This window comes from Ideonella sp., from assembly GCF_036277275.1.
Taxonomy (GTDB): domain Bacteria; phylum Pseudomonadota; class Gammaproteobacteria; order Burkholderiales; family Burkholderiaceae_C; genus Ideonella.
In genome coordinates this window covers 1-22,986 of the sequence record NZ_DASUNH010000163.1, presented here as the reverse complement: position 1 = coordinate 22,986, position 22,986 = coordinate 1, and the positions used below count along the sequence as shown (strand labels likewise).

The 22,986-nt window shown below is 66.7% G+C and carries 20 protein-coding genes; 6 read left to right on the top strand and 14 right to left on the bottom strand.

Translation table 11 applies throughout. The features are described 5' to 3' along the window. A partial coding sequence (locus VFY73_RS27825; protein WP_329724838.1) for a benzoate-CoA ligase family protein occupies nt 1–1,145 on the bottom strand: 1,145 nt, incomplete at its 3' end. 34 nt (nt 1,146–1,179) lie between these two features. After that, nucleotides 1,180–1,644: a DUF4863 family protein gene (locus tag VFY73_RS27820; RefSeq protein ID WP_329724837.1), complete on the bottom strand. Its 465-nt coding sequence runs from the start codon at nt 1,642–1,644 to the stop codon at nt 1,180–1,182. Nucleotides 1,645–1,741: 97 nt separating this feature from the next. Here VFY73_RS27820 and VFY73_RS27815 point away from each other — a divergent pair, with 97 nt between their 5' ends. The 4 genes from VFY73_RS27815 to boxA all read left to right on the top strand — a co-directional run bounded on the left by VFY73_RS27815 (nt 1,742) and on the right by boxA (nt 7,413). Beyond that, a complete protein-coding gene (locus VFY73_RS27815) occupies nt 1,742–2,710 on the top strand; it encodes a helix-turn-helix transcriptional regulator (RefSeq protein ID WP_329724836.1) in 969 nt (322 codons plus the stop codon). Nucleotides 2,711–2,818: 108 nt separating this feature from the next. Continuing rightward, entirely contained in the window at nt 2,819–4,477 is a 1,659-nt protein-coding gene (gene boxC, locus VFY73_RS27810; protein WP_329724835.1) for a 2,3-epoxybenzoyl-CoA dihydrolase, read from the top strand. Nucleotides 4,478–4,605: 128 nt separating this feature from the next. Further along, the gene (gene boxB, locus VFY73_RS27805; RefSeq protein WP_329724834.1) at nt 4,606–6,033 is read left to right on the top strand and encodes a benzoyl-CoA 2,3-epoxidase subunit BoxB; all 1,428 of its coding nucleotides are present in this window, start codon (nt 4,606–4,608) and stop codon (nt 6,031–6,033) included. A 9-nt stretch (nt 6,034–6,042) separates the two neighbouring features. Further along, a complete protein-coding gene (gene boxA / locus VFY73_RS27800) occupies nt 6,043–7,413 on the top strand; it encodes a benzoyl-CoA 2,3-epoxidase subunit BoxA (protein ID WP_329724833.1) in 1,371 nt (456 codons plus the stop codon). Here boxA and VFY73_RS27795 read toward each other — a convergent pair. The 11 genes from VFY73_RS27795 to VFY73_RS27745 form a co-directional block, all read right to left on the bottom strand. Continuing rightward, complete coding sequence (locus tag VFY73_RS27795; RefSeq protein ID WP_329724832.1) at nt 7,407–8,048, bottom strand: 2-dehydro-3-deoxy-6-phosphogalactonate aldolase; 642 nt, start codon at nt 8,046–8,048, stop codon at nt 7,407–7,409. The two genes, boxA and VFY73_RS27795, sit on opposite strands and share 7 nt — an antisense overlap. Beyond that, complete coding sequence (locus VFY73_RS27790; protein WP_329724831.1) at nt 8,048–8,977, bottom strand: 2-dehydro-3-deoxygalactonokinase; 930 nt, start codon at nt 8,975–8,977, stop codon at nt 8,048–8,050. The genes VFY73_RS27795 and VFY73_RS27790 overlap by 1 nt, the downstream gene beginning before the upstream one ends. An 88-nt stretch (nt 8,978–9,065) precedes the next feature. Next, nucleotides 9,066–10,226 carry a carbohydrate porin gene (locus tag VFY73_RS27785; RefSeq protein ID WP_329724830.1) on the bottom strand — a complete coding sequence of 387 codons (1,161 nt, stop codon included), beginning with the start codon at nt 10,224–10,226 and terminating at the stop codon, nt 9,066–9,068. Between the two features lie 127 nt (nt 10,227–10,353). After that, nucleotides 10,354–11,361: a galactofuranose ABC transporter, permease protein YjfF gene (gene yjfF, locus VFY73_RS27780; RefSeq protein WP_414654553.1), complete on the bottom strand. Its 1,008-nt coding sequence runs from the start codon at nt 11,359–11,361 to the stop codon at nt 10,354–10,356. A gap of 20 nt (nt 11,362–11,381) precedes the next feature. Beyond that, the gene (locus VFY73_RS27775) at nt 11,382–12,419 is read right to left on the bottom strand and encodes an ABC transporter permease (protein WP_329724829.1); all 1,038 of its coding nucleotides are present in this window, start codon (nt 12,417–12,419) and stop codon (nt 11,382–11,384) included. A gap of 11 nt (nt 12,420–12,430) precedes the next feature. After that, a complete protein-coding gene (locus VFY73_RS27770) occupies nt 12,431–13,948 on the bottom strand; it encodes a sugar ABC transporter ATP-binding protein (protein WP_329724828.1) in 1,518 nt (505 codons plus the stop codon). A gap of 3 nt (nt 13,949–13,951) precedes the next feature. Then, nucleotides 13,952–15,172, bottom strand: a complete 1,221-nt coding sequence (mmsB, locus tag VFY73_RS27765; protein WP_414654552.1) for a multiple monosaccharide ABC transporter permease — start codon at nt 15,170–15,172, stop codon at nt 13,952–13,954. Continuing rightward, the gene (gene mmsA, locus VFY73_RS27760) at nt 15,147–16,685 is read right to left on the bottom strand and encodes a multiple monosaccharide ABC transporter ATP-binding protein (RefSeq protein ID WP_329724826.1); all 1,539 of its coding nucleotides are present in this window, start codon (nt 16,683–16,685) and stop codon (nt 15,147–15,149) included. The genes mmsB and mmsA overlap by 26 nt, the downstream gene beginning before the upstream one ends. A gap of 43 nt (nt 16,686–16,728) precedes the next feature. Continuing rightward, nucleotides 16,729–17,796: a multiple monosaccharide ABC transporter substrate-binding protein gene (chvE, locus tag VFY73_RS27755; RefSeq protein ID WP_414654551.1), complete on the bottom strand. Its 1,068-nt coding sequence runs from the start codon at nt 17,794–17,796 to the stop codon at nt 16,729–16,731. A gap of 329 nt (nt 17,797–18,125) precedes the next feature. Next, nucleotides 18,126–19,091 carry an ABC transporter substrate-binding protein gene (locus VFY73_RS27750; RefSeq protein ID WP_329724825.1) on the bottom strand — a complete coding sequence of 322 codons (966 nt, stop codon included), beginning with the start codon at nt 19,089–19,091 and terminating at the stop codon, nt 18,126–18,128. 53 nt (nt 19,092–19,144) lie between these two features. After that, a complete protein-coding gene (locus tag VFY73_RS27745; RefSeq protein ID WP_329724824.1) occupies nt 19,145–20,584 on the bottom strand; it encodes an aldehyde dehydrogenase family protein in 1,440 nt (479 codons plus the stop codon). A 166-nt stretch (nt 20,585–20,750) separates the two neighbouring features. On the opposite strand from VFY73_RS27745, the gene VFY73_RS27740 reads away from it, so the two are divergent. Further along, nucleotides 20,751–21,722: a LysR family transcriptional regulator gene (locus VFY73_RS27740; RefSeq protein ID WP_329724823.1), complete on the top strand. Its 972-nt coding sequence runs from the start codon at nt 20,751–20,753 to the stop codon at nt 21,720–21,722. A 7-nt stretch (nt 21,723–21,729) separates the two neighbouring features. Here the strand turns inward: VFY73_RS27740 and VFY73_RS27735 are convergent, their stop codons facing one another. Beyond that, complete coding sequence (locus tag VFY73_RS27735) at nt 21,730–22,512, bottom strand: SDR family oxidoreductase (RefSeq protein ID WP_329724822.1); 783 nt, start codon at nt 22,510–22,512, stop codon at nt 21,730–21,732. Nucleotides 22,513–22,627: 115 nt separating this feature from the next. Here VFY73_RS27735 and VFY73_RS27730 point away from each other — a divergent pair. Continuing rightward, the coding region (locus VFY73_RS27730) for a dihydroxy-acid dehydratase (protein ID WP_329724821.1) at nt 22,628–22,986 on the top strand (359 nt) is incomplete at its 3' end.

Genomic DNA, 22,986 nt, shown 5'->3' with positions numbered 1-22,986 from the left:
CTCGGGCCGCGAACATAGAGATCGCCAGTGTCGCCATCGGGCACCGCGCGGCCATCGTCACCACGCAGCTCAATCTCGTAGCCCGGCACCGGCCATCCGGTGGTGCCGTAGCGGACTTGGCCCGGCCGGTTGCTGAGGTAGATGTGCAGCATCTCGGTCGAGCCGATGCCGTCGACGATCTCGCAGCCGAAGTGGGCGGTGAAGCGTTCGCCGATGTCGGCCGGCAACGCCTCGCCAGCGGAGGAGCACAGGCGCAGCGCGACCGCCTCGCGTGGCGGCAGGTTCGGCGACGCCAGCATGCCGGCATAGCCGGTCGGCGCGCCGAAGAACACCGTCGGGCGGTGCGCGTCGCGGGCCCAGCGTTTGAAGGTCGCATCGGGCGTCGGCCGTTCGGCCATCAGCACCGTTGTCGCGCCGACGCTCAACGGAAAGCTCAGCGCATTGCCCAAGCCATAGGCGAAGAACAGCTTGGCGGCCGAGAAGCAGACGTCGCGCTCGCTCAGGCCGAGCACCGGTGCGCCATACAGCTCGGCCGTCCAGTACGGGTTGGCCTGCGTGTGCAGCGTGCCTTTCGGCCGGCCGGTGGAGCCGGATGAATAGAGCCAGAAGCCCGGATCGTCGGGCCCGGTGCTTGCCGGCACGGGCTGCGGTGCGTGTGACTCGAGCAAGGTATCGAACGCCTGACACCCCGCCGGCAGCTCAGCCGCGGCACGCGACACGATCACCGCCTGGACCTCATGGCCGCCCTCACCCGCCGCCTTGTCCAAAGCGGCCTGCAGCGTCGCCAGCAGCGCAGCCGACACCAGCACCGCCTGCGCGCGGCTGTGCCGCAGCATGTAGGCGTAGTCGTCAGCGGTCAGCAGCGTGTTGACCGCCACCGGCACGATGCCGGCGTACAGCGCACCCAGAAAGCTCACCGGCCAGTCGATGCAGTCGTGCATCAGCAGCAGCACGCGCTCTTCGCGCCGCACGCCGAGCGCCGTCAATCCAGCCGCCAGGCGCTGGATGCGCTCGGCGAGCGCCGTGTAGCTGAGGTTGCCGATATCGTCGACATAGGCCAGCTTCGCGCCACGGCTGGCGTTGCGTTCGATCAGGTGCTGGGCGAAGTTGAAGCGCGGGCCAGGGGCGGCCACATCGGTGCTCATCGTGAGACCTCCGCGGGGTTCGGGTGGGGAAAGGTCAGCGGGTGAAGTCGATCCGACCGTCGGGCAGCAAATAGAGAACCAACGCGCGGCCGCGGCTGACTGTGGGTCGGTGTGCACTGCCGGGCGGATAGACGCACCAACCGGCCGGTCGCCCGTCGAACAGCGCGTCGCCATCGAGCGGCATGATCAGGTCGATCTCGCCGTGAGGGTGGCGGTGGTGCGGCCCGGCAATGTCGTTCATGTCGACCACGTCGACCGAGAAACCGTGCAATTCGGGTCCCGGCTTGAAGATGCGGCCGTAGCGGATGCCGCCGTGCTCACGTTCGCACAGCCAGCCTTCGGCCACGCCAGCCTCGCACGCCGCCTTCAGCGCCACGAAAGTCGCCGAAGACGGCCCGCATTCGGTGTTCAGCCAATCGTCCAGCGCCGCATCGAGCGGCCGGCCGGCGATGCGGGCCGTGGTCTGCGCCAAGAGGTCTCGAAATCCGTTCGGCGACATCGGCAGTCTCCTTGCGCATCCCTTGCGTTCACGGCCTTGCGAAGCCAGGGAGGATGAACTATTGTGCGTATAGGAACTCTAGATCCGCCCAATCAACATGTCAAGCACTATATTGCATCCGCGCGAGCCTGCCGACGATCTGGAAAGCGCCAGCCCGGGTGCCGGCAGCGACGCTGGCCCAGGCGATGACAAGAACCCGTTTCTGGTCGCCTTGGGCGAGCGCGTGCGCTCGCTGCGCTCGCGCCGCGGCATGACACGCAAGGCCGTGGCGCTGGCCGCCGAGGTGTCCGAGCGCCACCTGGCCAATCTCGAATACGGCACCGGCAACGCGTCGATCCTGGTGCTGCTGCAGGTGGCCGGCGCGCTGCAATGCTCGCTGGCGGAGTTGATCGGCGACGTGACCACCTCCTCGCCTGAGTGGCTGATGATCCGCGAGCTGCTGGAGCACCGCGACGAAGCCAGCCTGCACCGCGTGCGGGTGGCCATCGGTGAACTGCTGGGCACCGGCGGCGCACATGGCCAGGGCAGCGCCCAGCGCAGCTCGCGCATCGCGCTGGTCGGCCTGCGCGGGGCCGGCAAGTCGACGCTGGGCCAGATGCTGGCCGATGACCTGGGCTTCCCGTTCGTCGAGCTGAGCCGCGAGATCGAGAAGTTTGCCGGCTGCAGCATCTCGGAAATCCAGGCCCTGTACGGCATGAACGCCTACCGGCGCTACGAGCGTCGCGCACTTGAAGAGGCGGTGCAGATCTATCCCGAGGCGGTGATCGCCACGCCCGGCGGGCTGGTCTCGGACGCCGCCACCTTCAACCAGCTGCTGGCCCACTGCACGACCGTCTGGCTGCAGGCCGACGCAGAGGACCACATGACGCGCGTCACGGCCCAGGGCGACCTGCGGCCGATGGCCGCCAGCAAGGAAGCCATGGAGGACCTGAAGCGCATCCTCGCCGGCCGCGCCGCCTTCTATTCCAAGGCCGAGCTGAAGCTCGACACCAGTGCCCAGCCGCTGGATGCGACCTTCGTGGCGCTGCGCGCGCTGGTGCGGCAGGCTCTGAAACTGCCGTTGTGACGAACACAAGCAAAATAATGCATTAAAGTGCTTGCGTGCATTTTGATTGATGCACTATGATTCCTACGTTGCGCGGCAGCCGTCTGTTGCGCCTGAAGGAGATCGACCATGAGCACCCCTGATCGCGTCGACTACCAGACCGACCCGTCGCGCTACCGCCACTGGCGGCTCAGCTTCGAAGGCCCGGTCGCCACGCTGGCCTGCGACATCGACGAGAACGCCGGCTTGGCGCCCGGCTACAAGCTCAAGCTCAACAGCTACGACCTGGGCGTCGACATCGAGCTGAACGACGCCGTCAACCGCATCCGCTTCGAGCACCCCGAAGTGCGCACGGTGGTGGTCACGAGTGCCAAGGACAAGGTGTTCTGCTCGGGCGCCAACATCTTCATGCTCGGGGTGTCAAGCCACGCGTGGAAGGTGAACTTCTGCAAGTTCACCAACGAGACGCGCAATGGCTTTGAAGACTCTTCCGCGCACTCGGGCCTGAAATTCCTGGCTGCCGTCAACGGCGCCTGCGCCGGCGGTGGCTACGAGCTGGCGCTGGCCTGCGACGAGATCATCCTGGTCGATGACCGCTCCAGCGCCGTCAGCCTGCCCGAGGTGCCGCTGCTGGGTGTGTTGCCCGGCACCGGCGGCCTGACGCGCCTGACCGACAAGCGCAAGGTCCGCCACGACCTGGCCGACATCTTCTGCACCACCACCGAAGGCGTGCGTGGCCAGAAGGCCAAGGCCTGGCGGCTGGTCGACGAAATCGCCAAGCCGGCGCAGTTCGCCGCCAAGGTGCAGGAGCGCGCGCTGCAGCTGGCTGCGACCAGCGATCGCCCGGCCGATGCGAAAGGTGTGGCGTTGACGCCGCTGGAGCGCACGATCGAAGCCGGTGCCTTGCGCTACCCGCACGTCACGGTCGAGATCAACCGCGCACAGCGCACGGCCAGCTTCACGGTCAAAGGCCCGCAGGGTGCGCAGCCGAACGATGTCGCCGCGATCGAATCCGCGGGCGCCGCCTGGTACCCCCTCGCACTGGCCCGCCAACTCGACGATGCGATCCTCGAGATGCGCACCAACGAGCCCGAGATCGGCACCTGGCTGGTCAAGACCCAGGGCGACGTGGCGGCGGTGCTGGCGATGGACGCCACGCTCACCGCACACGCCGGCCACTGGCTGGTGCGCGAAACCATCGGCCACCTGCGCCGCACCTTCAGCCGGCTCGATGTGTCGTCGCGCAGCCTGTTCGCGCTGATCGAGCCCGGCTCGTGCTTCGCTGGCAGCCTGCTCGAACTCGCGCTGGCCTGCGACCGCAGTTACCACCTGGCATTGCCGGACGACGAAGCCCAGGCGCCGAAGATCAGCGTCAGCGAAACCAATTTCTGCCTGTACCCAATGGCCACCGGCCAGAGCCGCCTGCAACGCCGCTTCTACGGCGAAGAAGATCCGCTCGCCGCGATCCGTGCCAAGCTGAACGAGCCGCTCGACGCCGACGCTGCCTTCGCGCTGGGTCTGGTCACCAGCAACCCCGACGACATCGACTGGCCCGACGAGACGCGCATCGCGATCGAAGAGCGCGTGTCGATGAGCCCGGACGCCTTGACCGGCATGGAAGCCAACCTGCGCTTCAACGGCCCCGAGAACATGTTCACCCGCGTCTTCGGCCGCCTGACCGCGTGGCAGAACTGGATCTTCCAACGCCCGAACGCTGTCGGCGAAAAGGGCGCACTGAAGGTTTACGGCAAAGGCGACAAGGCCGCGTTCGACTGGCATCGGGTCTGATCGACGCCATGCACTTCGACAGGCTCAGTGCGAACGGGTGGGGGCGCCGCCTTGCCACGCATGGCCATGCCCCCACCCGTTCAGGCTGAGCCTGTCGAAGCCCTACCACCTCACCGGATCTCACCATCATGAGCAGCATCGACTACAGCGAGAAGATCCCCAACAACGTCAACCTGGCCGACGACCGCACGCTCAAGCGCGCGCTCGAACAATGGCAGCCCAACTTCTTGAGCTGGTGGGACGACATGGGCCCGGACGGCTCGCAGAACTTCGACGTCTACCTGCGCACCGCCACCAGCGTCGACCCGCAAGGCTGGGCCCAGTTCGGCCACGTCAAGATGCCGGACTACCGCTGGGGCATCTTCCTGAACCCCGCCGAACAAGGCCGCAAGATCCACTTCGGCGACCACAAGGGCGAAGACGCCTGGCAAGATATCCCCGGCGAGTACCGCGCCAACCTGCGCCGCATCATCGTCACGCAAGGCGACACCGAACCGGCGTCGGTCGAGCAGCAGCGTCACCTGGGGCTCACCGCGCCCAGCATGTACGACCTGCGCAACCTGTTCCAGGTCAACGTCGAGGAAGGCCGACACCTGTGGGCGATGGTCTACCTGCTGCACAAGTACTTCGGCCGCGACGGCCGCGAGGAAGGCGAAGCGCTGCTCGAACGCCGCAGCGGCCAGCAGGACAACCCGCGCATCCTGCAGGCCTTCAACGAGCAGACGCCCGACTGGCTGGCGTTCTTCATGTTCACCTACTTCACCGACCGCGACGGCAAGTTCCAGCTCTGCGCGTTGGCCGAAAGCTCGTTCGACCCGCTGGCCCGCACGACCAAGTTCATGCTGACCGAGGAAGCGCACCACATGTTCGTCGGCGAGTCGGGCGTGTCGCGGGTCATCCAGCGCACCTGCCAGGTCATGAACGAGCTGAAGACCGACGACTCGGCCAAGCTCCGTGCCGCCGGCGTGATCGATTTGCCCACGCTGCAGCGCTACCTGAACTTCCATTTCTCGGTCACGATCGACCTCTTCGGCGCCGACGAATCCAGCAACGCCGCCACCTTCTACTCGACCGGCCTGAAGGGCCGCTACGAAGAAGGCAAGCGCCAGGACGACCACCTGCTGAAGGGCCAGACCTACCGCGTGCTGCAGGCCAAGGACGGCGCGCTGATCGAGAAAGACGTGCCGATGCTCAACGCACTGAACGAGGTGCTGCGCGACGACTTCATCAAGGACTCGGTCGCCGGTGTCGAGCGCTGGAACAAGGTGATCGAAAAGGCTGGCATCCCGTTCCGGCTGAAGACGCCGCACAAGGCTTTCCACCGCAACATCGGCGCACTGGCGGGCATCAACGTGTCGCCGGACGGCCGCGTGCTGAACGCAGCAGAATGGGCGGCCAGCGTCGACCAGTGGCTGCCGACACCGGGTGACCGCGCCTTCGTCGCCGGGCTGATGGGCCGCGTGGTCGAGCCGGGCAAGTTCGCCAACTGGATCGCCCCGCCGGTGATGGGCATCAACCGCCAGCCGGTGGATTTCGAATACATCCGCTTCAACTAAAGCACCACCATGAACGCCCCGGCCGAGCTCGGCCTGATCAAGCAGCACCTGATCGACCCCGAGATCTGCATCCGCTGCAACACCTGCGAGACGATGTGCCCGACGGGTGCGATCACGCACGATTCGCGCAACTACGTCGTCGACGTCAGCAAGTGCAACTGGTGCAATGACTGCATTTCGCCCTGCCCGACCGGCAGCATCGACAACTACCGTCGGGTGCCCAAGGTCAAGGCCTACAGCGTCGAAGAGCAACTCGGCTGGGATGCGCTGCCCGCGGAGGTGAGCCGCGATCAGTGGGCCGCGCTGGTCGGTGGTGATGCCGAAACCGCTGCCCCCGCCGCCGAGCCCACGGCCGCCAGCGCCGCGCAGCTCACCACCGTCGACGCGTCCGCCTTCAACGCCACGCAGTACGGTGCGACGCTGCCGCCCTGGTCAGCCGCGCACGCCTACACCAACCTCTACGGCCCGAAGTCCGCGGAGAAGTCGGTGACGGCCACCGTGACCGGCAACGTGCGTGTCACCCAGGTCGGCAAGGAGTACGACACCCATCACATCGTGCTCGACTTCGGCGCGATGCCCTTCCCGGTGCTCGAAGGCCAGTCGATCGGCGTGCTGCCGCCGGGCACCGACGAAGCAGGCCGGCCACACCACGCGCGCCAGTACTCGATCGCCAGCCCACGCAACGGCGAGCGGCCCGGCTACAACAACGTCTCGCTGACGATCAAGCGCGTGCTCGAAGACCACCAGGGTCGGCCGGTGCGCGGCGTCGCCAGCAACTACATGTGCGACCTGCAGGTCGGCGACACGGTGCAGGTGATCGGCCCGTTCGGCACCAGCTTCCTGATGCCGAACCACGCGAAGAGCCACATCGTGATGATCTGCACCGGTACCGGCTCGGCGCCGATGCGGGCGATGACGGAGTGGCGGCGGCGGCTCAGGCGTGCCGGCGACGGGCCGCCCCTAGACGGCATGTCCCCCTCGGGGGGCGGACGCGGCAACGCCGCGGCCTGGGGGCCCGCGTCCGGCAAATTCGAAGGCGGCAAGCTGCTGCTGTTTTTCGGCGCCCGCAGCCAGGAAGAACTGCCCTACTTCGGTCCGTTGCAGAACCTGCCGAAGGACTTCATCGACATCAACCTCGCGTTCAGCCGCACGGCCGGCCAGCCGAAGCGCTATGTGCAAGACCTGATGCATGAGCGCGCAGCCGACCTGGCGCCGCTGCTGTCAGACCCGAACGCTTACTTCTACGTCTGCGGGTTGAAGGCGATGGAAGAAGGGGTGGTGCTGACGCTGCGCGATGTGGCGCAGCAAGCCGGTTTGAACTGGGAACAGATCGCCGTTGCGCTGAAGCAGCAGGGCCGGCTGCACCTGGAAACCTACTGACCCGCAGCGATCGCGGACCAGGCTGCGACAAAGGCCTGTGCCCGCTCGCGCAACACGGCGAGCGAGACACCCGGCCTGTACAGCGCACCACCGATGCCGAAGCCGGTCGCGCCATGGCGGCGCCAGTTCGCCATGCTTTCGGGCGTGACGCCCCCGACCGGCCACAGCTCGGTGCCGGGAGGCAGCACACTGGCTAACGCCTGCAGGCCGGCCGGCGGCATGGCTTCAGCCGGGAAGAGTTTCAGCGCGTCGGCACCTGCACGCAATGCCGCAAACGCCTCGCTGGCGGTGAAGACACCGGGCACGCTGCGCAGTCCCAATTCACACGCATGCGCCACGACCGCCAAGTCCAGGTGCGGCGACACGATCAGGTTCGCGCCGGTCGCGGCCACCGCATCGACCTGCGCCGCGTGAGTGACGGTGCCGGCACCGACGGCCACGTCGGCGGGCACAAGTTTCACCAGTTGCGCGATGCTCTCCAGCGCGCCATCACGGTTCAGCGGCACTTCCAATGCCTGAAAGCCGGCGTCGAGCAAGACCCGACCGACATCGGTCGCGTCGGCCGGCGTCAGGCCACGAAGAATGGCCACCAGCGGCGGCTGGGGCGGCCAGGTGGTCGAGACATGGGTTGTCATCAGCGGATCTCCATCGATGCACGCAGGGCCTGCCAGGCCGCCAGTTGTACCGCTCGGGCGTCCAGCAGTTCGACCTTGCGACCCAGTTGGGCGGCGCACTGTGCGTGCAGCCGCGCCAGGGCCGGCTCGCCGATCACGCGCACCACGCCGCCCCGACTGGCGTCAAGGCGCACGTACTCATGCCACTCGCTGCCGAGCAACAGGCCGCTGACGTAAGCGGCGGCTTCTTCGGCCGGCATCGCACCGGTGACCACCCGCGCCCGCGCGCCGAACAAGGTGTGGCTCAACACGCCGTCTGCCGCATCGGCGATGCCGCGCGCGAACGCCACCCCGTCCGGCACGGCTTCGACCGGTGTGGTTTTCATCGCGCCAGATAAGGTGCCGCGTTCGCGCAACAGCGCGAAGAGCTCGCCGCTCATGCAGGTGCGCAGGCTGGCCACTGCACCACCACGCAACCGCACCCATTTGCTGTGGGTGCCGGGCAGCAGGTAACAGCCTTCATCGCCTGCGGTGCCCAGCTGTTGCAGGGCACCGAGCAGCTGGGTTTCTTCGCCGCGCATCACATCGACGCTGCCATGCTCGCCGCGCCAGCACACGCCGGGCACGATGGCCCAGCGCCGGCCGGCAGGCGCATCACGCACAGGGGCCAGTCGTGCCCCCAACTGGCGCAGCGGCGCTGCCGCGTCGACATAGGGCACCTCTTGCCAGCCCAACGCCGAGCCGACCATGCCGGCCATCACCACCGGTACGTCGTTGTCAGCCTCGGGCCACTGCGCGAGCAAGGTCTGCAGCGACTCGCCGAAGCGGCCGGCGCAGGCCAGCGCGCCCTGGTCGTCGTGCTGCTGCGCGAGCAGTGCACCATCGCTCGCCAGCAGGCTGGCGCGGCGGTGGGTGGTTCCCCAATCGATCCCGATGAAGGCAGGTGGCATGGTCGATGTGCGTGATGTCGTGCGGCACACGTTGGCGGCAAGCGCCCGGCTTGTCAAACCGATCGCCGCCGATCCAGGGTCAATCCGGTCAGAACCAGATCTCGACCTGCGCGCCGTAGCTGGTGCCCGACTCCTTGCCGTCGAACGCGCTCTCGCCGGTGACGACCGCGCCATTGACGCCGCTCCACTTGGCGTGGGTCACGTACAGCCGCAGCTCCGGCCGGTTCCAGAAGCCCGGCCCCGTCGCCAGCGTCGGCGCGAAGGTGAACTTGGTCAGCCGCTGCGTGTCCTGGCCTTCGGGCTTGACCTGCGACAGGCCCAGCTCGCCGAGCAGCTTGAAGTTCTTCGTCACCGCGTACGACACCCGGCCGCCGAGCGACATCGAGGTCGTCTTCAGGCTGTCGCCGGTCACGGCATCGGGCGCCTGCTGCTGCGACCACAACGCGATCGCCTGGCCACCGAAGTTGCCCTGCTGCCAGTGGATGCTTTCGACCACGCGCCAGGCCTTGGTGCGGCGATCGGCCAGCAGGTCGCCGAAGTTGCTGTTCAGCGCCGCCGTGCCCTGCGCGTACTGCAGCCAGAGGCTGTTCGCGCCGCCGAGGACACCGTCTTGCACGTGGCGCACCGACAGCGCACCGCCCTTGGCGCCTTCCGTGGCTTTGGTCAAGGTGCCGACGAGGCTCAACTTGCCGCCCGGGTTGACGCCCCAGTCGTAGAACTCGGCATTCAGCCGGTGGCCGGCGTTGACCTCGTCGCCGTCGGTCTTGTAGTAGGCGACACCGAGCTTGCCGGGACCAGCGCCGATTTCTTTCGCGCCGGCGCCGACACCCTTCATCTCGGTGAAGAAGGTGTCGACGATGTGCACGTCGCCGCGGCGGCCGCGCTCCTTGCCGATCCAGAAGACGGTCGTCGGCGAGATGTCGACGCCCTTGATCTCGGCGTACATCTGCTCGATGCCGAGGTCCTCGTCGCCCGAGTCGGTGGCGTTGTTGTAGAAATTGGTCATCAGCACGCCGCGCACGTCGATGCCCTCGACCTTCGCGTCATGGCCGAGCGTGAACTCGCCGTAGATGTCGCATTCGTTGCCCAGGCGGTACTTCAGGCCCGGGCCCGACAGGCCATAGCAGGCGCGCGAGACGTTTTTTTCGGTGGTCGCCCCAGGGCCGGCGCGGAAATAGCCGCTGTAGTCGAAAGCGTGGGCGGCAGGCGCGAGCAGCAGTGCGGCCGCGCAGGTCATCAATCGGGTCATCGCTTTTGTCTCCGTCATTGGTTTGTGAAAACGCGCAGGCGTGCGTTGCCCTGCGTCGGGAAAAGTCCCTCGCATCAGCCAGGTCAGTGAACGAGTGGGAAGCGGGCTCAGCCCGCCGGCGGGCCAGTCATGGCGGCGAGCGGCCGCGGCCGGCTTCGAACAGGCGTTGAAGCAGGCAGAAGGCGAACAGCAGCGCACCGATGACGATGCGCGTCCACCAGGAACTCAGGGTCCCGTCGAAGCTGATCAGCGTCTGGATCACGCCGAGGATCAGCACACCGAACAGCGTGCCAGCGACATAACCGACACCGCCCGTCAGCAAGGTACCGCCGATGACCACCGCGGCGATCGTGTCCAGCTCCAGCCCCATTGCATGCAGGCCGTAGCCCGACAGCATGTAGAACGCGAACACCACGCCGGCCAACGCCGAGCAGAAACCGCTGAGCGCATAGACCCGCACCGTGGTGCGGGCGACCGGCAAGCCCATCAGCAGCGCCGACTGCTCGTTGCCGCCGATCGCGTAGACCGTGCGGCCGAACGCCGTGCCGTGCGCGAGGTAGATGCCGACCGCGACGACCGCCAGCGCGATCAGCGCGCCAACCGACAGCGAAGCGCCATCCCACAGCTCGAAGCGCAGTTGTGCCAGCTCGGAGAAACCTTCGTTGCCAATGCTGATCGAATCGATGCTGATCAGATAGCACAGCCCGCGCGCGAGGAACATGCCGGCCAGCGTGACGATGAAAGGCTGCAGGCGGAAGCGCTGGATCAGCAGGCCCTGGAAGGCGCCGAACAAGGTGCCCAGCAACAGCACCGCGGGAATGGCGCCTGCCGCCGTCCAGCCATGGCGCTCGACCAGCGTCGCCAGGATCATCGTGGTCAACGCAATCACCGAGCCGACCGACAGGTCGATGCCGCCTGACAGGATCACGAAGGTCATGCCGACCGCGACGATGACGAGGAACGCGTTGTCGATCAGCAGGTTCAGAAAGACCTGGGCCGAGAAGAAGCCTTCATACGCGAACGAGCCGTACGACGCCATCGCGGTGAACAGCATCACCGTCAGCGCCAGCGGCCACTGCGCCGCGCTGAGGCCGCGCGCAGCCGGCCGGGTAGGTGCGGCAGAGGGAGGTGGCATGGCCATGATCTTCGCAGGCGTCATGATGCCGCCCCCGGTTGAACCGGTGCAGGCCGGAACACCAGCCGGTGTGCCTGGCGGCGGAATTCGGGCGACTGCAGCAGCATCACGACGAAGACCACCGCGGCCTTGACGACCAGGTTCACCTCGGGCGGCACGCCGATCGAGTAGATCGTCGAGGTCAGCGTCTGGATCACCAGCGCACCGATCACGCTGCCGGCCAGGCTGAAGCGGCCACCGGTCAGCAAGGTACCGCCCAAGGTCACCGCGAGGATCGCGTCCAGCTCCATCAACGACCCGGCGTTGTTGCCGTCTGCGCTCTTGACGTTCGAACTGAGCAGCAAGCCGGCCACGCCCGCGGCCAGGCCGCAGAAGCCGTAGACACAAACCGTGATCAGCCGCTGCCGCACACCGGCCATGCGCGCGGCCGCCGGGTTGACGCCGATGGCCTGGATGAACAAGCCCAGCGCGGTGCGCGACAGCGCCTGCTGCAGCAGCAGCCACATTGCGCCGACGATGAACAGCGAGAACGGCAAGCCGAACAGGAAACCGCCGCCGATGAAAAAGAACGGCGGATAGTAGACCGTGATGATCTGGCCCTCGGTGACCAGCTGCGCGATGCCGCGCCCGGCGACCATCAGGATCAGCGTCGCGATGATCGGCTGGATGCCGGCACCGGCGACCAGCAGGCCGTTCCACAGCCCTGCCAGCAGTGCGACCCCGAGCGCGCAGGCCAACGCCAGACTCATTGGGAAGCGGCTGGCGTAGACCTGCGCACCATCCTGCATCACCAGCTGGCCGCCGATCATCCAGGCCGCGACCGCGGCGCTGATCGCGACCACCGCGCCAACTGAGATGTCGATGCCGCGCGTCGCGATCACCAGCGTCATGCCGAGCGAGACGATGGCCAGCGGTGCGGCGCGGTTCAGGATGTCGATCACGCTGCCGTACAGGTGGCCGTCGCGCCAATGCAGCTGCCAGAAGCCCGGGTTGAAGCTGGCGTTGACGGCCAGCATCAGCAGCAAGGTGACCAATGGCCAGAACAGGCGATGCGCCATCAGCCTCTTCATCATGCCGCGGCCCCCGCAATCACGGCGCAGATCGCCGCCTCGCTGCTGCCACCGGGCAGCTCGCCGGCCTTGCGCCGCTCGCGCATCACCACCACGCGATCGGACAGCCGCGCCACCTCGTCCAGCTCGGACGAGATGAACAACACCGACAGGCCACCGCCTGCCAACGCTCGGATCTGGTCCATGATGTCTTGCTTGGCGGCGACATCGATGCCGCGCGTCGGCTCGTCCAGGATCAGCAGCGCCGGCTCGGTGGCCAGCCAGCGCGCCAGCAAAGCCTTCTGCTGGTTGCCGCCAGACAGCTGGCCGATCGGCATGTCGGCATCCGACGCCTTGATCCCCAGCTGCTGGATGAAGCGCTCGGCCAGTGCCTGCTGTTTCTGCGGGCTCATGCAACGCCAGACCCCGAGCCGCGCCTGCAACGCCAATGCGATGTTCTCGCGCAGCGACAAGTCGGCGACGATGCCTTCGGCCTTGCGGTCTTCCGGGCACATCGCCAGCCCGTGGCGCACGGCCTGGGTTGGCGTGGGCAGCTTCAGCGCCTGGCCGCGCAGGCGCAGTTCGCCAGCGTCGGGCTTGTCCATGCCGAACAGCAGCCGGGCCAGCTCGGTGCGGCCCGAGCCCAGCAGCCCGGCCAGGCCCAGCACCTCGCCGGCGCGCAGCTCGATGTCCAGCGGTTCGATCGCGCCGCGGCGCGCCAGGCCGGTCGCTTCCAGCAACGGCTCGCGAGCGATGCCATCGGTCGCCGTCAGGACCGCCGTGCTGGCGTGGAACTCGCGGCCGATCATGGCGCTGATCAGCGCGGGTGCGTTCAACTCACTCGTCAGGTATTCGCCGACACGCTCGCCGTTGCGCAGCACCGTGATACGGTCGGCAATCTCGTAGACCTCGTCGAGGAAGTGGGTCACGAACAGGATCGCCAACCCCTCGCTGCGCAGCTGGCGCAACAATGCGAACAGGCGTGCCACTTCGTCCGCGTCCAGACTCGACGTCGGTTCGTCGAGGATCAGCACCCGCGATTTGGCCAGCAATGCACGGGCGATCGCGACCATCTGCTGCACCGCGACCGGGTAGGTGCCGAGCAACCGCGTCACGTCGATCTCGAGGTTCAGCCGTGCCAGCAAGACTCGCGCGTCGGCATTCACCTTCTTCCAGTCGATGCGCCAGCCGCCGGCCAAGCCATGGCGCGGGAAGCGCCCAGCGAAGATGTTCTCGGCCACTGACAGGTTCGGGCAGAGGTTGACCTCCTGGTAGACGGTCGACAGGCCGATGGCCTGCGCCTGCAGCGGCGACGCCGGGCGGATCGGTTCACCGCCCAGCCGCATCTCGCCGGCATCTGCGGTATGCACACCCGTCAGCACCTTGATCAGCGTCGACTTGCCGGCACCGTTCTGGCCCATCAACGCATGCACCTCACCGGCGCGCAGGCTCAACGCGACGTCCCGCAATGCCTGAACGCCGGCAAACCGCTTGCTGATGCCGATCAACTCGAGTACCGGGGTGCCGTGCTTGCTCATCGCCTACTTGTTCTTGTTGTAGACGTCAACACAAACGGCCGCGAGCAGCACCAGGCCCTTGATGACCTGCTGGTAGTCGATGCCGATGCCGAGGATGGACATGCCATTGTTCATCACGCCCATCACGAACGCACCGATGACCGCGCCCATCACGCGGCCGACGCCACCCGAGGCCGACGCGCCACCGATGAAACAGGCCGCGATCACATCGAGCTCGAAGCCCAGGCCGGCCTTCGGCGTTGCGGTGTTCAGCCGCGCGGCGAACACCAGCCCCGCCAATGCAGCCAGAACGCCCATGTTGACGAAGGTCATGAAGGCCAGCCGCTCGGTCTTGATGCCGGACAGCCGCGCGGCTTTTTCGTTGCCGCCCAGCGCATAGATGCGGCGGCCGATGGTCGTGCGGCTGGTGACGAACTCGTAGGCCACCATCAGCACGAACATGATGACCAGCACGTTCGGCAGGCCCTTGTACGAGGCCATCAACCAGCTCAGCGCGACAAGGATGGCGGCAAAGGCCGTGTTGCGCGCCACGAACAACACCGTGGGCTCCACCTCCATGCCGTGCAGCTTGTGCCGGCCGCGCTCGCGCCAGGCCACCGCCGCTATCGCGAGGGCCACCGCCACGCCCAGCAGCAGCGAGGTCCACCTCATCTCGCTGCCGTCCAGCAGATCGGGGATGAAGCCGGAGCTGAGCTTCTGGAATTCTTCCGGGAACGGCCCGACCGACTGGCCTTGCAGCAACGCCAGCGCCAGGCCCTTGAAGACCAGCATGCCGGCCAGCGTGACGATGAACGACGGGATCTTGAAGTAGGCGACGAACCAGCCCTGCGCCGCGCCGATGACGCCGCCGGCCACCAGACAGACCAGCGCCGCGGGCAGGAAGTGCCAGCCGTACTCGACCATCAGCACCGCGGCCAGTGCGCCGATGAAGCCGCAGACCGAGCCGACCGACAGGTCGATGTGGCCCGACACGATGACCAGCAGCATGCCCAGCGCCATGATGACGATGTAGCTGTTCTGCAGCACCAGGTTGGTCAGGTTCAGCGGCTGCAGCAGCGTGCCCTCGGTCATGACCTGGAAGAAGCCCATGATCGCGATCAGCGACAGCAACATGCCGTACTCGCGCAGGTTCTGCTTCAGGAAGCGCGCTGCCGATGGCGATGAAGAGGCGGCGCCGCTGCGTGCGCCGGGTTCGGTTTCAGACACTGCACTCATTTCCGGCATTCACGATGGCATGCATGATCTTCTGCTGCGAGGCTTCGGCCGCATCGAACTCGGCGACGAACTCGCCCTCGTTCATCACGTAGATGCGGTCGCACAGGCCCAGCAGCTCGGGCATCTCCGAAGAGATCACCAGGATGGAGCGGCCCTCTTCGGCCAGTTGCGCGATCAGGCTGTAGATCTCGAACTTGGCGCCGACGTCGATGCCACGCGTCGGCTCGTCGAGGATCAGCAGCGTCGGGTTGGCGAACAGCCACTTGGCCAGCACCACCTTCTGCTGGTTGCCGCCCGACAGGTTGACCACCTGCTGCTGCACGCCCGAGCAACGGGTGGCCAGCTTGCGCCGGTAATCGGTGGCGACCGCGAACTCGCGGCCCTCGTCGATCACGCCCGCACGCGCCACGCCCGGCAGGTTGGCCAGCGAGGTGTTGCGAGCGATGCTGTCACCCATCACCAGGCCGAGCGACTTGCGGTCTTCGGTGACGTAGGCGATGCCGTGCGCCACCGCCTTCTGCACCGTGCTGACATCGATCTCGCGGCCATTCATCAGCGCCTGGCCGCTGATGCGGCGGCCCCAGGAACGGCCGAACACGCTCATCGCCAACTCGGTGCGGCCGGCGCCCATCAGGCCGGCGATGCCGACGATCTCGCCGCGCCGCACGGCCAGGTCGACACCTTTGATGACCTCACGTTCAGCGTGCTGCGGGTGGTGCACACGCCAGTTGCGCAACTCGAACACCGTCTCGCCGATCTTCGGCGTGCGGCGCGGGTAGCGGTCGGCCATCTCGCGGCCGACCATGTGGTTGATGATGACGTTCTGCTGCGGCGCTCCGCCACGGCAGTCCATGCTGGCCACGGTCGAGCCGTCGCGCAGCACGGTGATCGAATCCGCCACCTTGGCGATCTCGTTCAGCTTGTGCGAGATCAGGATGCAGGCGATGCCCTGGCGCTTGAGCTCGAGTAGCAGCTCGAGCAGTGCATCGCTGTCGGTCTCGTTCAGGCTCGCGGTCGGCTCGTCGAGGATCAGCAACCGCACCTGCTTGGACAAGGCCTTGGCGATCTCGACCAGCTGCTGCTTGCCGACCCCGAGGTCGCTGATCAGCGCGGTGGTCGGCTCTTTCAGGCCGACCTTGGCCAACAGCTCACGCGAGCGACGGTGCGCTTCGGTCCAGTCGATCACGCCGCGCCGCGCCGGCTCGTTGCCGAGAAAGATGTTCTCGGCGATCGACAGGCCGGGCACGAGCGCCAGCTCCTGGTGGATGATGATGATGCCCAGGTGCTCGCTGTCGGCGATGCCGCCGAACCGGCGCTCGACGCCGTCGAAGTGGATCTCGCCTTCGTACGAGCCATGCGGGTAGACGCCGCTCAGCACCTTCATCAGCGTCGACTTGCCGGCGCCGTTCTCGCCGACGACCGCGTGGATCTCGCCGGCCCGCACGCTCAGGTTGACGTTGTCGAGTGCGACCACGCCCGGAAAGGTCTTCCGGATGTGGCGCATCTGCAGGAGCGTGCTCATGAGCGGATAGGTGGACCGGCGGGTACTGCTTCGATCGCAAAGCTCAGCGCAGCTGGCTTTCCTTGTAGTAGCCGCTGTCGACCAGGGCTGCCTTCCAGTTGCTTGAGTCCACCGAGATCGGTTTGAGCAGGTACGACGGCACGACCTTGACGCCATTGTTGTACGTCTTGGTGTCGTTGACCTCGGGCGCCTTGCCGCTCAGCATGGCATCGACCATGCCGACTGTCACCTTGGCCAGTTCACGCGTGTCCTTGAACACGGTCGAGCTCTGTTCGTTGCGCAGCATCGACTTGACCGACGGCACCTCGGCGTCCTGACCTGAGACGACCGGGCACGGCTGCTGCGCGGTGCAGTAGCCCACGCCCTTCAGCGACGACAGGATGCCGATCGACAGCCCGTCGTACGGCGACAGCACGGCGTGCACCTTTTCTTTGCCGTAGAAGGCCGACAGCAGGTTGTCCATCCGCGCCTGCGCGACAGCGCCGTCCCAGCGCAGCGTGCCGACCTTGTCCATGCCCATCTGCTTGCTGCGCACGACCAGCTTGCCCGAGTCGATGTAGGGCTTGAGCACGCTCATCGCGCCGTCGTAGAAGAAGAAGGCGTTGTTGTCATCGGGCGAGCCGCCGAACAGCTCGATGTTGAACGGGCCCTTGCCGGCCTTCAGGCCGAGCTTGTCGACGATCGAGCTGGCCTGCAGCACGCCGACCTGGAAGTTGTCGAAGGTGGCGTAGTAGTCGACGTTCTTCGAGCCGCGGATCAGGCGGTCGTAGGCGATGACCTTGACGCCCTTGTCCGCTGCCTTCTGCAGCGCGTTGGACAGCGTGGTGCCGTCGATCGCGGCGATCACCAGCACCTTGGCGCCCTTGGTGATCATGTTCTCGACCTGCGCCAGCTGGTTCGGGATGTCGTCGTCGGCGTACTGCAGGTCGGTCTTGTAGCCCTTGTCCTTGAAGTACTTGACCATGTTGTCGCCATCGGCGATCCAACGGGCCGAGGACTTGGTCGGCATCGAGATGCCGACCGGGCCCTTGTCTTGCGCGAAGGCAGAGGGCAACAACACGGCAAACGCCAGCGCGGCGCCTGTCAGCAACTTGGTGATCGTCGTCTTCAATTCATGTCTCCTACAGTGATCTTTGCGGTGCTCGCTGCCTTGCCCCAGGGTTTGCGCGAGCCGAGGGAGCCGGGCAACCGGCTGCGCTCATGTCCTCCGGACCGGGCTTTGCCCGGCCCTCCCCCTTTACTTCGCTTCGCCGGTCACCCGGCCCCCTCGGCCATCCGCGGCGTCTGCTGGTCCGGGTTGCGAAGACCGTGCCTGACCAGGCCGGCGGGGTGTTCTGCGAAGCGAAGTAAAGGAGGAGCCGGCGGTCGAAGACCGACGGCGGGGGACATGAGCGCAGCAGAGCGCCCCGTCGGCCTGGTCTTGCGCGGCCCGTTGTTCGGTCAGTACTTGCGATTCGGAAATTCTTTCGCCGCCACTTCCATCGGGAACACCGATTCCTCGGTGACGATGCGCTTGGGCAGTGTCTTGCCGGCCTTCAGGTCTTTCACCGCCGACATCAGTTGCGGGCCGAGCAGCGGGCTGCACTCGACGGTGACGTTCAGCTTGCCGGCGATCATTGCCTCGAAGGCGCCCTTGACCGCGTCGATCGAGATGATGGTGATGTCCTTGGCCGGTTTCAGCCCGGCTTCCTCGATCGCCTGGATCGCGCCGATCGCCATGTCGTCGTTGTGCGCGTAGAGCACATTGATTTTCTTGCCCTCGGCCTTCAGGAAGGCTTCCATCACCTCCTTGCCCTTGGCGCGGGTGAAGTCGCCGGTCTGCGAGCGCACGATCTTGAACTTCGGGTCGGCCTTGATGATTTCCTCGAAGCCCTTCTTGCGATCGATCGCCGGGGCCGATCCCACCGTGCCTTGCAGCTCGACGATGTGGACGTCGCCCTTCACGTCCTTGCTCTTCTCGACCAGCCAGCGGCCCGCCTTGCGGCCTTCTTCGAGGAAGTCCGAGCCCATGAAGCTGACCCACAGCGAGTCGTCCTTCACGTTGACCGCGCGGTCGGTCAGGATCACCGGGATCTTGGCCGCCTTCGCCTCCCGCAGCACCGGCTCCCAGCCGGATTCGACGACCGGCGAGAAGGCGATCACGTCGACCTTCTGCGCGATGAACGAGCGAATCGCCTTGATCTGGTTTTCCTGCTTCTGCTGCGCGTCGGAGAACTTCAGCTCGATGCCGGCCGCCGCCGCGGCCGACTTGATCGACTCGGTGTTGGCGGTGCGCCATTCGCTTTCTGCGCCGATCTGCGAGAAGCCGAGGACCAGCTTCTTCTGCGCCAGCGCGCTCAACGGGAAGCCGGCGGCCAGCGCGGCTGCAGCCAGCGTCGTAACAGCGGTGCGGCGAGATGTCTTCATGCTTGTCTCCTCTTTCGGGCTCGTGCTTGGTGGTGCGGAAAGTGGCGCGCCGGTCAGGACGCGTGCGTGTAGGCCGTCTTCACGGTGGTGTAAAACTCGGCCGCGTGACGGCCCTGCTCGCGTGGGCCGTGGCTGGACGCCTTGCGGCCGCCGAACGGTACGTGGTAGTCGACACCGGCGGTGGGCAGGTTGACCATCACCATGCCAGCCTGCGCGTGGCGCTTGAAGTGCGTCGCGTGCTTCAGCGAGGCGGTGCAGATGCCCGCGCACAACCCGTATGGCGTGTCGTTGGCCAGTGCCAACGCCTCGTCGTAGTCGGCCGCGCGGATCACGCAGGCCACCGGGCCGAAGATCTCTTCGCGCGCCAGCCGGTGCTGCGGCTCGGCCAGGAACAGTGCCGGGCTCATGTAGTGGCCGCGCGTGTCGCGCTGCAACCGCTCGCCGCCGGTCAACCATTCGGCGCCTTCGCGTCGGCCGAGCTCGACGTACGACAGGTTCTGCGCCAGCTGCGCTTCACTGGCGACCGGGCCGATCTCGCTGCCGCGCTTCAACGCATGGTCGACCACCAGCGCCTGGGTGCGCTCACGCAACGCCTGCACGAAGCGGCCGTGCAGGCCGGCGGTGACGATGATTCGCGACGACGCGGTGCAGCGCTGGCCGGTTGAGTAGAAGGCGCCCTGCACCGCGCAGTCCAGTGCTCGGCCCAGATCGGCGTCGTCGAGCACGACCAGCGGGTTCTTGCCGCCCATCTCGAGCTGCACCTTTGCACGGCGTGCGGTCGCGGCTTTCAGGATGCCTTCGCCGACCGACGTGGAGCCGGTGAAGCTGATCGCATCGACCAGCGGATGGTCGACCAGGGTCTGGCCGACCGAACGTCCGCTGCCCATCACCAGGTTGAAGGCCCCCGCCGGCAAGCCCGCGCGGCTGATGATCTCGGCCAAGGCGTGGGCGCAGGCCGGCACCAGCTCGGCAGGCTTGAACACCACGGTGTTGCCATGCGCCAGCGCCGGCGCGATCTTCCAGGCCGGGATCGCCAACGGAAAGTTCCATGGCGCGATCAGGCCGACCACCCCCACCGGCTCGCGGGTGATGTCGACCTCGACGCCCGGCCGCACCGACGGCACCCTCTCACCGGTCTGGCGCAGCGCCTCGCCGGCAAAGAACTTGAAGATCTGGCCGGCCCGCGTCGCCTCGGCCACCGCCTCGGGCAAGGTCTTGCCTTCTTCACGTGCCAGCAGCCGGCCCAGTTCGTCGCGGCGGGCCAGGATCTCGCTGCCGATCGTGTCCAGCACATCGAAGCGCCGCTGCGGCGCGCTGTCGGCCCAGCTGTCTCGCGCATCGGCGGCGGCGCGGATGGCGGTCTCGGCCTGCGCGGCGTCGGCACGGGCGAACTCGGCCACCACCTCGGACAGATCCGACGGGTTCTCGCTGACGCCCAGCGTCACGCCGGTTTCCCAGCGGCCGTTGATGAAGTGCTTCAGCGTGGGCTGCATCGCTTCAGCCAAGGTCGAAAGGTCGCACGTCGAAGGACGGGATCTGGCGCATCGTGTCTCCTGCAGGCCGTTGTTGATGCACGGCCTTGATTTGGCGCGGATGGTACGAAGTCGAACGATAACTTTCTAATAGATTGTTGACACTAATCCATATACGATTTGTGATATGTCGACGAACTACACCCATTGGTCCATCCGCGCCCGACTGAAGACCCGCCAGCTGTTGCTGCTGGTCGCGCTGGAGGAAGAGGGCAACATCAACCGCGCCGCGCAGATGCTGAGCATGACCCAGCCGGCCGCGTCCAAGCTGCTGAAGGACCTGGAAGAGACGTTGGGTGTGCAGCTGTTCGACCGGCTGCCGCGTGGGATGCGGGCCACCTGGTACGGCGAAACGATGATCCGCCACGCCCGGATGGCGCTGGCCAGCCTGTCGGCCGCGCACGACGAGATCGAGGCGCTGAAGGCCGGCCGCTTCGGCCAGGTCAGTGTCGGTGCGATCACCGCACCGGGCATGACGCTGCTGCCGGCAGCGGTGGCGCAGGTCAAGGAAGAGCATCCGAGCCTGCGCATCTCGCTGCAGATCGAAACCAGCGACGTGCTGATGGAGCGGCTGGCGCAGGGCAAGCTCGACATGGTCATCGGCCGCCTGTTCGAACGCCACGACAAGAGCGACCTGCGCTATGAGGCGCTGGTCGAGGAGCCGGTGTCGGCGATCGCGCGGCCGGGCCATCCGCTGCTGGCCGTGCCCAAGCTGACGCTGCGCGACCTGGTCAGCCCCGGCTGGATCGTGCCGGCTGCCGGCAGCGTGCTGCGGCACCGCTTCGAGCTGATGTTCCAGGAAGAGGGGCTGGACGCGCCGGTCAACCTGGTCGAGACCAGTGCGCTGCTGTTCCTGACCAAGATGCTGCAGCAAAGCGATCTGCTCGGCGTGGTGGCCAGCGACGTGGCGCGCTACTACGCCGAGCACGGCATGGTCGCGCTGCTGCCGATCCAGTTGCCCTGCAAGATGGACGCCTTCGGCCTCATCACCCGCAGCGACAAGCTGCTGTCGCCAGCGGCCAAGGTGATGCTGCGCGCGCTGAAGAACGCCGCGCTGGCGATCTACGGCACACAGCTGGACATGGCCGACGTCGCTTAGGGCCTGTTCACGACCAACCGGCGTCGACGACAAACTCTTGCGCGGTGCACATGCGGCCGTCATCCGCCGCGAGGAACAGCACCATCGCGGCGACGTCCTGCGGTTGCAGCTTGTCGGGCAGGCATTGGTTGCGCGCAATCGCCTGCTCGCCCTCGGCGGTCAGCCACAGCTGGACCTGCCGCTCGGTCATCACCCACCCAGGCGACACGGTGTTGACGCGGATGCGGTCCTTGCCAAGGCTGGCCGCGAGGCCGCGCGTCAGTCCGTTGACAGAAGACTTGGCGATCGCATAACACGGGTACTCGCCGGCCTTGGTCTGCCAGCCGGTCGAACCCAGGTTGACGATCGACCCGCCGCCCAGCCGCTGCATGCCCGCAGCGACGGCCTGGATGGCGAAGAAAGCCGGGCGCTCGTTGATCGCCATCCGTTCGTCCCAGTAGCCGGGCGTCACCGCTTCGAGCGTGTGGCGATCGTCGCTGGCCACGTTGTTGACCAGCACCTCGAAGTCGCCGAGTTCGGCTGCCGCATCGCGGATGGCCGCCTGCAGCGCGCCGATGTCGCGCACGTCGCAGCACCGCCACCAGGGCGCGGTGCGGCCCGCAGCTTTCAGTGATTCGACCAGTGCCGCGCTGGCGCCCTCGGCGATGTCGATGAAGGCGACCTTCGCCCCCTGCGCGACGAAGGCTTCGACCATCGCGGCGCCGATGCCGGAGCCGCCGCCGGTGATGAAAACACGCCGGTCGCGCAGGCTCGGGTAGCTGGCGGTGAGGCTGCTGGAAGAGGTGGTCATGACGGTGAATCCTGCATGTATGTCATTTTGGATATACAACGAACTGATTTCTCTATTTTTCTAATATCAGTGTGCGGGGATAGCATGCGCCGCGTCAAGAGCAAGGAGACATGCAATGGCGCCCAAGAAGCCGGCCCGACGAAGCCAGGCCTGGTTCGGACGAACCGATCGCGACGGGTTCGTTCACCGCAGCTGGATGAAGGGCCAGGGCTATCCGGAGGACATGTTCGACGGCCGGCCCATCATCGGCATCTGCAACACCTGGAGCGAACTCACGCCCTGCAACGGCCACTTTCGCGAGTTGGCCGAGTTCGTCAAGCGCGGGGTCTACGAGGCCGGCGGTTTCCCGCTCGAGTTTCCGGTGATGAGCCTCGGCGAGATGCTGATGCGACCGAGCACGATGCTCTTCCGGAACCTCTGCAGCATGGACGTCGAGGAGTCGATCCGCGCCAATCCGCTCGATGGGGTCGTGTT

Excerpts from the sequence above, each read along its gene's own strand:
- VFY73_RS27735 (WP_329724822.1), bottom strand. The coding sequence starts at position 22,512 with ATGACCACCTCTTCCAGCAGCCTCACCGCCAGCTACCCGAGCCTGCGC.
- VFY73_RS27815 (WP_329724836.1), top strand. The coding sequence starts at position 1,742 with ATGTCAAGCACTATATTGCATCCGCGCGAGCCTGCCGACGATCTGGAA.
- boxB (WP_329724834.1), top strand. The coding sequence starts at position 4,606 with ATGAGCAGCATCGACTACAGCGAGAAGATCCCCAACAACGTCAACCTG.
- VFY73_RS27770 (WP_329724828.1), bottom strand. The coding sequence starts at position 13,948 with ATGAGCAAGCACGGCACCCCGGTACTCGAGTTGATCGGCATCAGCAAG.
- VFY73_RS27750 (WP_329724825.1), bottom strand. The coding sequence starts at position 19,091 with ATGAAGACATCTCGCCGCACCGCTGTTACGACGCTGGCTGCAGCCGCG.
- VFY73_RS27740 (WP_329724823.1), top strand. The coding sequence starts at position 20,751 with ATGTCGACGAACTACACCCATTGGTCCATCCGCGCCCGACTGAAGACC.
- VFY73_RS27785 (WP_329724830.1), bottom strand. The coding sequence starts at position 10,226 with ATGACCCGATTGATGACCTGCGCGGCCGCACTGCTGCTCGCGCCTGCC.
- yjfF (WP_414654553.1), bottom strand. The coding sequence starts at position 11,361 with ATGCCACCTCCCTCTGCCGCACCTACCCGGCCGGCTGCGCGCGGCCTC.
- mmsA (WP_329724826.1), bottom strand. The coding sequence starts at position 16,685 with ATGAGCACGCTCCTGCAGATGCGCCACATCCGGAAGACCTTTCCGGGC.
- boxA (WP_329724833.1), top strand. The coding sequence starts at position 6,043 with ATGAACGCCCCGGCCGAGCTCGGCCTGATCAAGCAGCACCTGATCGAC.
- VFY73_RS27790 (WP_329724831.1), bottom strand. The coding sequence starts at position 8,977 with ATGCCACCTGCCTTCATCGGGATCGATTGGGGAACCACCCACCGCCGC.
- VFY73_RS27745 (WP_329724824.1), bottom strand. The coding sequence starts at position 20,584 with ATGCAGCCCACGCTGAAGCACTTCATCAACGGCCGCTGGGAAACCGGC.
- VFY73_RS27820 (WP_329724837.1), bottom strand. The coding sequence starts at position 1,644 with ATGTCGCCGAACGGATTTCGAGACCTCTTGGCGCAGACCACGGCCCGC.
- boxC (WP_329724835.1), top strand. The coding sequence starts at position 2,819 with ATGAGCACCCCTGATCGCGTCGACTACCAGACCGACCCGTCGCGCTAC.
- VFY73_RS27775 (WP_329724829.1), bottom strand. The coding sequence starts at position 12,419 with ATGGCGCATCGCCTGTTCTGGCCATTGGTCACCTTGCTGCTGATGCTG.
- mmsB (WP_414654552.1), bottom strand. The coding sequence starts at position 15,172 with ATGCCGGAAATGAGTGCAGTGTCTGAAACCGAACCCGGCGCACGCAGC.
- VFY73_RS27795 (WP_329724832.1), bottom strand. The coding sequence starts at position 8,048 with ATGACAACCCATGTCTCGACCACCTGGCCGCCCCAGCCGCCGCTGGTG.